Origin of the sequence: Saccharopolyspora indica, from assembly GCF_027853965.1 — a bacterium.
Lineage (GTDB): Bacteria > Actinomycetota > Actinomycetes > Mycobacteriales > Pseudonocardiaceae > Saccharopolyspora > Saccharopolyspora indica.
The window spans coordinates 554,495-567,646 of the sequence record NZ_JAQGLB010000001.1 but is presented as its reverse complement, the minus strand read 5'-3'; the positions used below and the strand labels follow the sequence as shown (position 1 = coordinate 567,646).

The 13,152-nt window shown below is 73.0% G+C and carries 13 protein-coding genes and 1 riboswitch; of the genes, 7 read left to right on the top strand and 6 right to left on the bottom strand.

Annotated elements, in window-relative coordinates:
* Positions 1-148: 148 nt before the first annotated feature.
* Positions 149-261, top strand: a riboswitch (TPP riboswitch).
* From OU416_RS02480 to OU416_RS02470, 3 genes are all read left to right on the top strand, one after another.
* Positions 251-850 carry an ECF transporter S component gene (locus tag OU416_RS02480; RefSeq protein ID WP_270925128.1) on the top strand — a complete coding sequence of 200 codons (600 nt, stop codon included), beginning with the start codon at positions 251-253 and terminating at the stop codon, positions 848-850. (Overlaps the previous riboswitch by 11 nt.)
* Positions 847-2,280, top strand: a complete 1,434-nt coding sequence (locus tag OU416_RS02475) for an ABC transporter ATP-binding protein (protein ID WP_270925127.1) — start codon at positions 847-849, stop codon at positions 2,278-2,280. The genes OU416_RS02480 and OU416_RS02475 overlap by 4 nt, the downstream gene beginning before the upstream one ends.
* Positions 2,277-2,981 (top strand): energy-coupling factor transporter transmembrane component T, encoded by a 705-nt coding sequence (locus OU416_RS02470; protein ID WP_270925126.1) that lies wholly within the window; start codon positions 2,277-2,279, stop codon positions 2,979-2,981. Before OU416_RS02475 ends, OU416_RS02470 begins: the two co-directional genes overlap by 4 nt.
* 12 nt (positions 2,982-2,993) lie before the next feature.
* On the opposite strand, the gene OU416_RS02465 is transcribed toward OU416_RS02470, so the two are convergent.
* Complete coding sequence (locus OU416_RS02465) at positions 2,994-3,785, bottom strand: alpha/beta fold hydrolase (RefSeq protein WP_270925125.1); 792 nt, start codon at positions 3,783-3,785, stop codon at positions 2,994-2,996.
* A 154-nt stretch (positions 3,786-3,939) separates the two neighbouring features.
* On the opposite strand from OU416_RS02465, the gene OU416_RS02460 reads away from it, so the two are divergent.
* A complete protein-coding gene (locus OU416_RS02460) occupies positions 3,940-4,566 on the top strand; it encodes a transglycosylase SLT domain-containing protein (RefSeq protein WP_270925124.1) in 627 nt (208 codons plus the stop codon).
* A gap of 139 nt (positions 4,567-4,705) precedes the next feature.
* Positions 4,706-5,521 (top strand): alpha/beta fold hydrolase, encoded by an 816-nt coding sequence (locus OU416_RS02455; protein ID WP_270925123.1) that lies wholly within the window; start codon positions 4,706-4,708, stop codon positions 5,519-5,521.
* 5 nt (positions 5,522-5,526) lie between these two features.
* Here OU416_RS02455 and OU416_RS02450 read toward each other — a convergent pair whose 3' ends face one another.
* The gene (locus OU416_RS02450) at positions 5,527-7,761 is read right to left on the bottom strand and encodes an excinuclease ABC subunit UvrA (RefSeq protein WP_270925122.1); all 2,235 of its coding nucleotides are present in this window, start codon (positions 7,759-7,761) and stop codon (positions 5,527-5,529) included.
* A gap of 61 nt (positions 7,762-7,822) precedes the next feature.
* On the opposite strand from OU416_RS02450, the gene OU416_RS02445 reads away from it, so the two are divergent.
* Both OU416_RS02445 and OU416_RS02440 read left to right on the top strand, forming a co-directional pair.
* A complete protein-coding gene (locus tag OU416_RS02445; protein WP_270925121.1) occupies positions 7,823-8,779 on the top strand; it encodes a helix-turn-helix transcriptional regulator in 957 nt (318 codons plus the stop codon).
* Between the two features lie 58 nt (positions 8,780-8,837).
* Entirely contained in the window at positions 8,838-9,452 is a 615-nt protein-coding gene (locus tag OU416_RS02440; RefSeq protein WP_270925405.1) for a hypothetical protein, read from the top strand.
* Between the two features lie 3 nt (positions 9,453-9,455).
* Here the strand turns inward: OU416_RS02440 and OU416_RS02435 are convergent, their stop codons facing one another.
* From OU416_RS02435 to OU416_RS02420, 4 genes are all read right to left on the bottom strand, one after another.
* A complete protein-coding gene (locus tag OU416_RS02435; protein ID WP_270925120.1) occupies positions 9,456-10,340 on the bottom strand; it encodes an alpha/beta fold hydrolase in 885 nt (294 codons plus the stop codon).
* Positions 10,341-10,362: 22 nt separating this feature from the next.
* Positions 10,363-11,424, bottom strand: coding sequence for a tartrate dehydrogenase (locus OU416_RS02430; RefSeq protein ID WP_270925119.1), 1,062 nt, complete (start codon positions 11,422-11,424; stop codon positions 10,363-10,365).
* 70 nt (positions 11,425-11,494) lie between these two features.
* The gene (locus tag OU416_RS02425) at positions 11,495-12,361 is read right to left on the bottom strand and encodes a LysR family transcriptional regulator (RefSeq protein WP_270925118.1); all 867 of its coding nucleotides are present in this window, start codon (positions 12,359-12,361) and stop codon (positions 11,495-11,497) included.
* A 4-nt stretch (positions 12,362-12,365) separates the two neighbouring features.
* Positions 12,366-13,037: a TetR/AcrR family transcriptional regulator gene (locus OU416_RS02420; RefSeq protein ID WP_270925117.1), complete on the bottom strand. Its 672-nt coding sequence runs from the start codon at positions 13,035-13,037 to the stop codon at positions 12,366-12,368.
* Positions 13,038-13,152 lie beyond the last annotated feature (115 nt).

Sequence of the window (13,152 nt, the reverse complement as noted above, 5' to 3'; positions counted from 1 at the left end):
GCCGTGAAATCCGCGCGGAATCCGGTGGCGCGCGTCCGCGCCTCGCGCTGATCGCCACTCGCCGTGTTCGCTCCACTGCGGACCGCTCTCCCGCACCCGGCGTCCCCCATCCGGTGTCGAACCCCGCCGGGTGGGAGGTAGGGTGTGTGGCCGTTGACAGGGGAGCGCCGTGGTGAAGGGCGCTGAGAGTGCGGGTTGAGCCGCAGACCCTCCGAACCTGCTCCGGTTAGCACCGGCGAAGGGAGTTCTTGTGGCGCGCGATGCCGCTTTCCGGTACCGGACGATCGATTTCGTCACCGTGGCCATGCTGGGCGTGGCGATCGGTGTGGCGTTCTGGGGCTGGGCGCAGCTCTACCAGGTGCTGAGCACCCTGTCCGCGTTCGCGTTCCCGCCGAGCTCCGGGCTGTTCGGCGGTGCTTGGCTGCTCGGTGGCGTGATCGGCGGGCTGGTCGTCCGCAAGCCGGGCGCCGCGCTGCTGACCGAGGTGGTCGCCGCCTCGGTGGAGGCGCTGCTGGGCAACAGCTGGGGCCTGTCGACCGTGGTGTCCGGGACCATCCAGGGCTTCGGGGTCGAGCTGGTGCTGGCCGTGTTCCTGTGGAAGCGGTTCGGCCCGCTGGTCGCCGCGCTGGCGGCCGCGGTTGCCGCCGCGTTCGAGTCGTTCTACGAGTGGCAGGTCTACTACACCGACTGGGCGCTGCCCTACCAGCTGGCCCACCTCGGGTTCTTCGTGGTCTCCGGCGTGGTCATCGCCGGGTTCGGCAGCTGGGCGCTGGTCCGCGGGCTGGCCGCCACCGGGGCGCTGGACGCGTTCGGGGCCGGGCGGGAGCACCACGAGCGGACCGCGGTGTGACCACCTCGACGGACCTCCGCGCGGAGCTCCGGGGTTTCGGCTGGCAGCCGCTGGGGCGGCGCGCGCCTGCGATCGACGGGCTGGACCTGGACGTCCGGCCGGGCGAGCGGATCCTGCTGGCCGGGCCGAGCGGGGCGGGCAAGTCGACGGTCATCCACGCGCTGGCCGGGGTGCTCGGCGGCGCGCTGCCGGGCGAGATGAGCGGCGAGGTCCGGGTCGACGGCCAGATCGGCCTGGTGCTGCAGAACCCCGGGGCGGCGGTGGTGGCCGACCGGATCGGCCGCGACGTGGCCTTCGGCCCGGAGAACAGCGGGCTCGCGCGGGAGGAGATCTGGCGGCGGGTCGCCGAGGCGCTGGAACTGGTCGGGCTGCCCCACCCGGTCGACCGGCCGACGTCGGCGCTGTCCGGCGGTGAGCTGCAGCGGCTCGCCCTGGCCGGGGTGCTGGCGCTGCGGCCGTCGGTGCTGCTGCTGGACGAACCGACCTCGATGCTCGATGCGGACAACGCCGACCGGGTGCGCACCGCCGTGGCCGATGTCGTGGCGAGCACCGGTGCCTCGCTGGTCGTCGTCGACCACCGGATCGGGCCGTGGCTGGATCTCGTCCACCGCGTGGTCGTCCTCGACTCCGGTGGCCGGATCGCGCACGACGTCGACCCGGGCACCTGCCGTGCGCAGCTCACCGAGGAGCTCGGCCGGGCCGGGGTGTGGATGCCCGGCCTGCCGCCGCCCGAGCCGGTCGACGTGCCCCCGGCGCTCGTGGCACCGGACTCCCCCGGCCCGCGGTTCGACGTCCGCGACCTGGGGGTGGACCTGGTGGCCCGCCGGATGCGCGGGACTGCCCCGGTCGTGGCGCTCGACGAGGTGTCGACCGAGGTGCTGCCGGGGCAGGTCTCGGTGTTCACCGGTGCATCGGGGGCGGGCAAGTCCACCCTGCTCGCCGCGCTGGCCGGCCTGGTCCGGCCCGATCGCGGCGGCATCGGCGGCACGCCGGTCCCGCTGCACCGGATGCGCTCCGCCGAGCTGGCGCGGACGGTCGGCTGGGTACCGCAGAACCCGGAGCACGGCTTCCTCACCACCAGCGTGCGGCAGGAGATCACCCGCACCGGGCACAAACTGGGCACCGGCGTCGCGGTCGAGGAGGTCCTGGACGTGCTCGGGCTCGGCTCGCTGGCCGAGGCCAACCCCTACCGGCTCTCCGGTGGTGAGCAGCGCCGGGTGGCGCTGGCCGCCGCGCTCGCGCACCGGCCCGGGGCGTTGATGCTCGACGAACCGACCGTCGGGCAGGACCGCCGCACGTGGGCGGCCATCGCCGGGTGGGTGCGGGCGGCCGCGCGCGCAGGCGCCACCGCGGGCGCTTCCACCCACGACCAGGCCCTGATCGACCTCGCCGACCGCGAGACGCGGCTGCACCGGGGACGGGTGCGGTGAACGGCGTGCTGGCCAGGGTGAACCCGCTGGTGCTGGTCGCGGTGGGGCTGCTGGCGCTCGTCGCCTCGCTGGGGGTGCGTTCGCTGCTCACCGCGGTGATCACCGCAGGCGCCTACGTGCTCGCCCTGGCGCTGATGCTGCCCGCCCGCTCCGGTCATCCGCTGCGGTTCGCCACCGTCGTGCTCGGCGGTGTCTCGGTCGCCTACTCGACGTGGCTGCTCGGCGGCGGGCACCTCGACGTCGCGGCCACCGCGGGACTGCGCATCGCCGTGCTGGCGCTGCCCGGGGTGGCCGTCGCGCCGCTGATCGAGCCGATGGCGCTGGCCGATCAGCTCGGGCAGCGGCTCCGCCTGCCGCACCGGTTCGTCGTGTCCTTCGCCGCGGCGCTGCAGCGGTTCGAGCAGCTCGGGCAGACCTGGCAGCACCTCTCGCGGGCGCGCCGATCGCGCGGGTTCGGTCCCGGGCGCGGCCCGGTCTCCCGCGGCCGTCACGCCGCCTCGGTGACCTTCGGGCTGCTGGTCACCACCATGCGCGAGGCCACCAGCGCCTCCATCGCGATGGACGCCCGCGGCTTCGCCAATGCCCGCCGCCGCACCTGGGCCGAACCAGCGCCCTGGACTCGGACGGACACCGCCGTGCTGCTGGTCGGCGTCCTGCTCGCCGCGGTCCCCTACGCGGTGGAGGTCCTGACAGCGGCCTGACGCCGGGTGGCCTCACCTGGAGAAGAACTCGGTCACGCGATTCGTCCAGCTCTTGACGTCGGCCGCGGTCTTCGACACGTGGAGGGTGGAGTTGGGCAGCAGCTCGTGCAGCCGTTCGGCGGTGGAGACCGGGTGGAGCGGGTCGGTGTCCCAGGTGAGGATCAGCGCCGGGTGGTCCAGGGCGGCGATCGCATCGGGTGCGGGCAGCTCGGAGGAGCCGACCCCGCGCAGGGCGGCCGGGATCAGCTCGTCCGGCACGTCGGGCGTGAGGTCGAACTTCGGGTAGTCGGCGAAGATCGGCAGCGGTTCGGCAGCGGCCCACCGACGCCGCCATTCGGCCGCGCCGAGCCGGTCGAGGTCGTCGGCGGTGTCGAAGTACCACTGCTTGGCCTGGGCGGGGCCGCTCTCCCAGGAGACCGGCGGGATCAGCAGTGCGAGCCGCCGGAAGCGCTGCGGTGCCGCGACCGCCGCGTGCAGGACGGCAGCGCTGCCGAGGGAGGAACCGGCGAAGTCGGCGGGCTGGTCGATCGAAGCGGCGTCGAGCAGTGCGAGGAGGTCCTCCGCGACGTGCTCGAAGCGGTAGTCCCCGGCCACCGGTCGCCCCGTGGACCGGCCGTGCCCGCGCTGGTCGTAGGTGAGCAGCTTGCGGCCGGTGGCCAGGGCGTCGAAGTCGAAGAGCTCGAAGCGCCGGATGGCATCCCGGCTGAGCAGCACGCCGTGCGCGTAGCCGACCGGAGCTCCGGTCCCGGTGAGCTGGTAGGCGATTCGCGCGCCTTCGCGGTCCAGGTAGCGGTCCGGGGACATCGGTTCTCCTCCTCCACGACTGATCGGCCGACCACCGGCCGCCCGATCTTTATACCCTACCCCCCACGGGTATAGGAAGGGTCAGGAGGAGCGGGCGCCGATGTCGTGCACGGCTGGTTGGTGGACGCGCACCCTGGCCTGGTCAAATGTGCGCATGCGACTGAGCAGGGGCGAGAACTGGTGGTGGTGGGTTGCCGCGGGCGCTCTCGTGGTCGCGGTGACCGGGTGCGCGCCGGTGCGCGATGCCGAATCCGCCGCGCCGCCCACCACCACGTCCGCGGACTCCGCCGGACAGGACCAGGACCCGGCGCGGTTCGCCGCGCAGGTGACCGCCCGCGCGCGGGAAGCCGGTGTGAACCCGCAGCTGGTGATGGCGATCCTCCTCAACGAGTCCTACAAGCCGCACGACCCGGCAGCCGAACGCGCCTGGCTGCGGCTCGACCCGGACGCCGCGCTGGGCGTGGCCAACATGCACCGCGCCACCTTCGACGAGGTCAAGGCCGAGCGCGGTTTCGCCGATCGCGACTGGCTGGAGCTCCCCGACGATCCGGACCTCGCCATCCGGGCGGCCGCGTGGTACCTGCACGACCTCGCCGCGACGCTCCCCGGGCAGCGGTCGGGCGCGCACACCACCGACGAACTCCTGGCGCTCGGCTACAACGCGGGCCCCGGCAACATGCGGGCCTTCGCCAAGGGCACTCCCCCGGGCTCGCAAGCCCAGTCCTACCTGGACAGACTGCGCGAGAACTGGGCCGAGGCAGGCGCCGCCGTCAGCCGCTGACCCGGCGCCGGGCCGGAGCGACCCGGCCACCATTCGCCCGGCGGAGCGGGAGCCGACCGTGGACCGGACCACCTCGTACCACTAGGTTCCTGCCCGGCGCGGAGCAGCAGCGGCGGACCAACCGACAGGAGGCAGCACGATGCCCGAGCACGTCAACCGCATCCAGCTCGACGACGGCGACATCCACGTCGTGGACGACGGAAGGCCGGACGCCCCGGTGCTCCTGCTCATCCACGGGTCCGGCGCCTCCGGCCGCTCGTGGGACGCGCTCGTTCCGCTGCTGACCGGATCCCACCGCGTCATCCGGATCGACCTGCTCGGGCACGGCCGGTCCGGCAAGCCGGACGACCGCAGCTACGACACTTCCGAGCAGGCACGCCGGGTCGGCGCCGTGCTGGACCGGCTCGGTGTCGCGCGTGCCGTCGTCGTCGGCCATTCCAGCGGCGGCCTGGTGGCCACCGCGCTCACCGAGCTCCGCCGCGACCTCGTGGCCGCGCTCGTGCTGATCAACACCGGACCCGGCCTGAACGCCTTCAGCGCAACGGGTTTCGCCATCGAGCCCGCGCAGTGGGCGGAGCTGACCGATGCGCGGATCCGCCAGTTCATGAAGCCCGCGTTCAGCCGCGCGGGCTTCGAGATCCCGCAGCAGCTCGTCGCCGACGTGCGCGCCATGACCTTCCACACCTTCACCGCGACGATGCGGGGCGGCAACGACTACCTGCAGCAGCGGTCGCTCCCGGACCGCCTGGCCCCGCTCGGCAAGCCCCTGCTGGTGCTCTTCGGCGAGGACGACCAGCGCTGGCGGTCCTCCTCGGCCGCCGACTACCGCGCCGTGCCGGGTGCCGTCGTCGAGCTGCTGCCGGGCCTCGGGCACTCCCCCATCCTCGAAGACCCGCCGCGCACCGCCGCTTCGCTGCTGCCCTTCGCCGAACTCCACGCCGCGCAGCCGGACTGATCCGGTCAGGCGGTCTCGCGCAGCGCGCGTGCGGTTTCCGACTCGGCGCAGGCCAGGAGCTGCCGCGGGGTTCCCGAGCACACGACGCGGCCGCCGCGGCGGCCTGGGCCCGGGCCGAGGTCGATCACCCAGTCCGCGCTGCGGATCACCTCCAGGTCGTGCTCGATCACCAGCACCGTGTTGCCGCGCTCGACCAGCCTGTCCAGGACCTGGAGCAGGACTCCGGTGTCGGCCAGGTGCAGTCCGGTGGTCGGCTCGTCGAGGACGTAGCTGGTGGGGTGCTCGGCCGCGGAGAGCTCCTTGGCGATCTTCAGGCGCTGGCACTCACCGCCGGACAGGTCGGTCAGGGGCTGGCCGAGGCGCAGGTAGCCCAGGCCCACGTCCACCAGCTGGCGCAGGGCGCGGGCGACCGCCGGTTCGGGCAGGCGGTGCACGGCCTCCTCGACGGTCAGGTCGTCGACGTCGGCGATGGACAGCCCGTCGACGGTGTGCGCGAGGACTTCCGCGGTGAAGCGGCGGCCGGAGCAGGCCTCGCAGACCGTCTCCTGGCCCTCCATGAACGCCAGGTCGGTGTAGATCGCCCCGGCGCCCCGGCACGCCGGGCAGGCGCCTTCGGAGTTGGCGCTGAACAGCTTCGGGCCGGCGCCGCTGCGGCGGGCGAACAGCTTCCGGATCGCCGGGGCGATCCCGCAGTAGGTCAGCGGCGAGGAGCGGCGGTTGGTGCTCACCGGGCGCTGGTCGACGACGGTGGCCTGGTGCTGCGCGACGAATTCCGCCGCCAGGCTGGACTTCCCGGAACCTGCGACGCCGGTCAGCACCGTCAGCACACCGGTCGGGATGTCGACGGTGAGGTCGCGCAGGTTGTTGCGGCGGGCGTTGTCGATGCGCAGCTTCCCCTTGTAGGTGCGCGGTTCTCGCTCCCGGAACCGCGTTCGCAGGCCGCGCCCGGTGGGCGTGTCCGCGGTCGCCAGCTCGTCGAAGGTGCCCTCGAACACGATCCGCCCGCCCGCGCCGCCCGCGGCGGGGCCGAGTTCGACGATCCGGTCGGCGGCGCGCATCACGGCCGGGTCGTGCTCCACCACGAGCAGCGTGTTCCCCTTGTCCCGCAACGACTTCAGCAGCGCGATCATGGACTGCACGTCGTGCTGGTGCAGACCGGCGGTCGGTTCGTCGAACACGTACAGCATCTCCACCAGGCTGCTGCCCAGGTGCCGGACCGTCTTGATGCGCTGCGACTCGCCGCCGGAGAGCGTGGTCGTCGGCCGCGCCAGCGACAGGTAGCCCAGGCCGATGCCGGTCAGCGCGCCGAGCTTGTCCGACAGCGCCGCCACCACCGGCGCCACCCGCGGATCCCGCACCTGGCCGATGAGCCCGGCCAGCTCACCGATCTCCATCCGGCTCATCTCGCCGATGGTGCGGCCGAGCACGCGCGCGGTGCGGGCGGCTTCGCGCAGCCGTTCACCACCGCAGTCGGGGCAGCTCGCCGAGCGGGTGAACCGGCGCAGCACCGCCTGCTTGCGCTCGGACACGTTGTCGGCGGTGTGCAGGTAGATGCGCTCGAAGCGGTCGATGACGCCTTCGTAGTCCTTCGGCACGTCCCGCGACAGCCGTTGCGCCGCTTCGCGGTGGAGCAGGGCTTCCCGGTCCGCGGCAGGCCAGTCGCGCAACGGCCGGGCCGGGTCGAAGGCGCCGATCTCGGCGTACTGCCGGTACCAGTACTGGCCGTTGCCGAAGCCGGGCAGCAGGATCGCGCCCTGCTCCAGCGTGCGGTCCAGGTCCAGGACCTGTTCGGTGGCGGTGGTCAGCATCTCCCCGAGGCCCGCGCACGACGGGCACATCCCGGCCGGGTCGTTGAAGGAGAAGTGGTTGGACTCGCCGACGTGCGGTTCGCCCACCCGGGAGAACAGCAGCCGCAGGTAGGTGAACGCGTCGGTGATGGTGCCGACCGTCGAGCGCGCGTTGCCGCCCAGGCGCTTCTGGTCGATCAGCACCACCGGCGACAGGCCTTCCAGCAGCTCGGCTTCGGGGCGGCTCCAGCGCGGCAGCCGGTTGCGCACGAACGGCGGGTAGTTCTCGTTGACCTGGTACCCGGCTTCGGCGGCGATCGTGTCGAACACCAGCGAGGACTTGCCCGCACCGGACACCCCGGCGAACACCACCAGCTCGCCGCGCGGCAGGTCGAGGTCGACGGCCTTCAGGTTGTGCGTGCGCGCGCCCCGGATGCGGATCGTTGAGCTCATGGGCGCGACGCTACGAACAGATGTGGCCGGATCCTGACCGCGATTCGCGGATGATGGGGTCATGAGCGATGTCACCCGGCGCCTGCTCGAACTGCTCGCCCACCTGCAGACCGGCCGCCGCTTCAGCGGCCCGGAGCTGGCGGCGCGGCTGGAGACCAGCCCGCGCACGGTGCGGCGCGACGTGGAGCGGCTGCGCGACTACGGCTACCCGGTGACCACCCAGCCCGGCCCGGGCGGTTTCTACCGGCTGGCGGCCGGGCAGGCGCTGCCGCCGATGGTGTTCGACGACGAGGAGGCGGTCGCGACCGTGGTCGGTCTCGGCGTGCTGGCCGGCAGCGCGCCACCGGACACCGGCGGCATCGGTTCGGCGGCCGACCGCGCGTTCGGCAAGATCGACCAGTTCCTGCCCAAGCGGCTGCGGGCCCGGGCGGGCGCCGTGCGCGCCACCTTCGAAGCCGCCGCGCAGACCGCTCCGCCGGTCAACGCCGAGGCGCTGGCCACGCTGGCCGCCGCCGCGGCCCGGCACGAGCACGTCACGTTCGGCTACACCACCCGCGACGGCACCACCTCCCAGCGCCGCGCCGAGCCCTACCGCCAGGTGCACCTGCACCTGCGCTGGTACCTGCTGGCCTGGGACCGGGACCGGGCGGACTGGCGCACCTTCCGGCTCGACCGGATCAGCGGCATCGCCGTCCCCGGCACCCGGTTCGAGCCGCGCCCGCTGCCCGCCGAATCGGCCGCCGAGTACCTGCGCGGCAAGCTCTCCGAGCCCAAGCACCGGGCCGTGGTGACCATCCACGCGCCCGCGCCCCGGGTCGCCGATGCGCTGAAGTTCTCCGACTGCGCCGTCGAACCGCTGGGCCCGCAGCGCTGCCGGATCACCACCTGGGTCGATTCCTTCGAGTGGCTGGTGCTCAACCTCGCCTTCCTCGACGCGGACTTCGCCGTCGAGGAACCCGAGGAGTTCCGGGACCGCTGCCGGGAACTGGCCCGCAGGCTCGGCCGCGCCGGGGACTGAGCCGGTCAATTCGGTTGCCCCGCGGATCGCCGCGCACGACACTCACCGGGTGATCACGATGCAGCCCGTGCTGGAGGCCGGCCCAGCGGACGGCTTCGCCCTCTGGCCCGCCGCCGAGGCCGAACCGTTCGGATTCTTCGCGATCAACGGCGAACTCACGCCCGCCGAGATCGGCACGGCGCTGATGTGCGTGGCCAGCTGCAACGACCTCGACCCGGAGCCCGACGGGCGCCCGCCCCGGCCCGCCGACCCGATCGGCGCGTTCCTGCACGGCCTGCTCACCTTCGACACCGTCTTCGCCGCCGGTGGACTCGAGGTCGTCGACAGCGCGTCGGGAGTCACGGTCCTGCCGGGGTGCTGCAGCGGTCTGGAGGAGTGGCGCGACTGGTACGACGTCCTCGACGGCGGCGGTAGCGCCGGGTTCGGGCACGATCCCGATGCCAGGGCCGAGCGGCAGGGCGACACCGTCCGGATCTTCCGCGACGTCAGCCAGGACGACGGCCCGGTGATCGAGCTGCCCGCGGATGAGCTCCGGCGCCTCCTCTCCGGTGTCGAGCGCGACCTGACCGGTTTCCGCGACTCGGCGGCCGGCTGGCTCTCCCGGCAACTGCCCGGCCACGCCGCGGCCACCACCGCGGCCATCGAGCGCGCGCTGGGCCTGCCACCGGCCTGACCGTCACCCCGCGAAGAAGGCACGCAGGGCGGCGGCGGTCCGCTCGGGTTGTTCTTCCGGGACGTAGTGGTCGCACGGAAGTGCTCGGCCGCGCACGTCTTCCGCGTGGTCCCGCCAGATCGCGAGCACGTCGTAGTGGCGGCCGACGAAGCTGTGCGCGCCCCACAGCGCCAGCACCGGGCAGGCGATGGCCCGGTCCGCGTCGGCCGCGTCGTGCTCCAAATCGACGGTGGCCGCCGCGCGGTAGTCCGAACAGGAGGCCGCGATCGCGGCGGGATCGGAGAAGCAGCGCACGTACTCGGCCATCGCGGCCGGGTCGAAGGGCGTTCCGCCGTGGTGGCGCGCCGACATCCGCGCCCTGATCCAGAACTCCGGGTCGCCGCCGATCAGCCGTTCCGGGATGCCGCCGCCCGCGGCGAGGAAGAACCAGTGGTAGTAGCCGAGCCCGAAGTCCTTGTCCGCCCGCTCGAAGGCGTGGCGCGTCGGGACGATGTCGAGCACGGCGAGCGCCGAGACCGCCTCAGGTGCGTCCAGCGCCAGCCGGTGGCCGACCCGGCCGCCGCGGTCGTGCCCGGCCACGCCGAAGCGCTCGAAACCCAGCGCCCGCATGACCAGCAGCTGATCCCGCGCCATCGCGCGCTTGGAGTACTCGGCGTCGTCCGGTCCCGGTGCGGGTTTGTCGCTGTCGCCGTAGCCGCGGAGGTCCGTCAGCACCACCGTGTGGCCGGTGGCCAGCAGCGGCGCGACGTGGTGCCAGATCAAGTGGGTCTGCGGATATCCGTGCAGGAGCAGCAGCGGCGGCCCGGAGCCGCCGACCGCGCAGTTGATGCGCACTCCGTCGGCGTCGACGGTCTGCTGCGCGAACGTGCTGGGCAGCGGGACGCCCATCCGCTTCTCCTCCCGGTCGTGATCAGCTGCCGAGGAATTCCAGCACGGCGCTGGTGAATTCCCGGGTGGTGGCCGTGCCGCCGAGGTCCGGCGTGCGGACCGCGGTGTTCGCCAGCACCGCGGCGATGGCCTGCTCGACCTCGGCCGCCGCCTCGGCGTGTCCGAGGTGGTCGAGCAGCATCGCGGCGCTCCAGATCGCGCCCAGCGGGTTGGCGATCCCCCGGCCCGCGATGTCCGGTGCGGAGCCGTGCACCGGCTCGAACATCGACGGGAACTCGCGCTCCGGGTTGATGTTGGCCGACGGCGCGATCCCGATGCCGCCCGCCACGGCGGCGGTCAGGTCGCTGAGGATGTCGCCGAAGAGGTTGGAGCCGACGATCACGTCGAAGCGGGCCGGATCGAGCACCACCTTGGCGCACAGCGCGTCGATGTGCTCGGCTCGCCAGGAGACGTCCGGGTAGGACTCGGCGCGCTCGGCGACGACCTCGTCCCAGAACGGCAGGGTGTGCACGATGCCGTTGGACTTCGTGGCCGAGGTGAGCTCGCCGCGGCGCTGCCGGGCCAGGGCGAACGCGAAGTCGGTCACGCGGCCGATCCCGGCGCGGGTGAACACCGCTTCCTGCACGACCATCTCCTCGGGGAAGCCCCGGTTGAACCGGCCGCCGATCTCGCTGTACTCGCCCTCCACGTTCTCCCGCACGACGACCAGGTCGACCTCGCCGGCGACCGCCCGCCGCACCGGGCTCTCCAGGCCTTCGAAGACCTTGACCGGGCGGAGGTTGACGTACTGCCGGAAGCTCCGGCGGATCGGGATCAGCAGTCCCCACAACGAGATGTGGTCGGGCACCGCGGGATGGCCGACGGCGCCGAGGAGGACGGCGTCGTGGTGGCGGAGCCGGTCCAGGCCGTCCTCGGGCATCATCGCCCCGAGTTCGCGGTACCGCGCGCAGGACCAGTCGAACTCCTCGTGGTCGAAGGTGATGCCGTGGCGCCGGCCGACCACCTCGAGCACCTCGACGGCGGCCGGCGTCACCTCCGGTCCGATGCCGTCGCCGGGGATGAGCGCGATGCGGTGAGCAACCATGGCCGGAATACCACCACCGGTCGCGGTGCCGCGTCCAAGACGGAATCCGAGCCCGCCTCATAGGTTGCGCTTATAAGCAGCGCAGGAACGCCGCGGCCGCCGGGGTGAGCGCATCGGTGCGGCTGACCACCGCGACGTGCAGGTGGGCCTCCGGGATCAGGTCGAGCACCACGGCTCCGGCCCGGCGGGCCAGCGGTGCCCACGACTCGGCGAGCACCGCCACGCCCACTCCGGCCAGCACCAGGGGCAGGATCGCCTCCCGGTGCTCGGTCTCCACGACCTGCCGCAGGTCGACGCCGGACGCGCGGATCTCGTCGACGAGCCGCCGCATGCCGGTGCCCGGTTGGCCGGCGATCACCCGCTGCCCGGCCAGGTCCGCCCACCGCACCGCGCTCAGCTCCGCGAACGGCCCGCCGGCGCCTGCCACCACCACGAAGCGCTGCCTGCCCAGCGGGGTCACCGAAAGCCCTGCCTCCGCGAGCGGTTCGGTGCTGGCGAGCAATCCCAGCTCCGCCACCCCGCTGCGGACCAGCTCCAGCACGCCGCCCGCGGTGAAGGCCGCCTTGACGGCCACCGACAGCCCGGGGTGCCGTTCGGCGAAGGTCCGGATGATCCCGCTCAGCGGTTCGACCGCCTGCGACGGCATCGCGGCCACGTCCACCCGCCCGGAGGCCAGCCCGGCGACCGATTCGACGCTGGCCCGCGCGGTCTCCAGTCCCCGCACCACCTGCCGGGCGGGGCCGATCAGCGCGCGACCGGCGTCGGTGAGCACCAGGCGGCGGCCGATGCGGTGGAACAGCTCCTGGCCCAGGTCGCGTTCCAGCGACCGGACGGCCTGCGACAGCGAGGGCTGCGCGAGGTGCAGGGCCACCGCTGCCCGGTTCACCCCGCCGTGATCGACGACCGCCAGGAAGTACCCGAGCTGACGCGCGTCCAACGCCCTACCCGGCAGCCTGGCCGGTGGCCGCCCAGGCCGCCTCGATCATCGCGAAGATCTCGTCCAGCGCGGTGTCGGGATCGGCGGCCTCGCGGGCCAGCGGGTGGGCGTCGACCACGAACCTCGCGATCGCCCGGCACACCGTCGTGGTCCGCGGCAGGCCGAGATCGGCGGCGATGGCCGCGGCCAGCGATTCCGCGTGGCGCAGCCGCATCGACTCCTCGTAGCGCCGCAGGTCCGGTGATCCGTCGATCATGCGCCAGATCGGTGCGGCGTCCTCCGCCGCGCAGTGCCGCACCATGGCCTGCATCTCGCGGCGCAGCGCGGCGATGAGCGGTTCGTCCGACGCGCGGTCGGCGACCGCGCGAGCGAGGCGGTGCTCGAAGTTCTCGTCCTGCTCGAACACCAGGGCCTCTTTCGAGGCGAAGTGGGAGAAGAGCGTGGTCACGGCCACGTCGGCCTCGGCGGCGACGTCCCGGATGCCCACCGCGTCGTACCCGCGTTCCAGGAAGAGCCGCCGGGCGGTGTCGGCGATCTTCTGGCGGGTCGCGGCCTTCTTGCGCTCGCGGCGTCCGGGTGGCTGTCCCGCCTCGCTGTCCCGCCTCTCCGCGATTTTCAGCGGTGGTTGCGTCCGGATCGATCTCGCGTTCTGCGGTTTCTGGTGGCTGGGTTGCATCACGGTCCTCTGCGGTGCGGTTGAGCAGGACTCGACACAACGGGTCTCATGCGTTGAGCCTATCAGCTGCAAAACCACAACAGATTCAAAACACTAACCGTTAGTGCTACGGTTG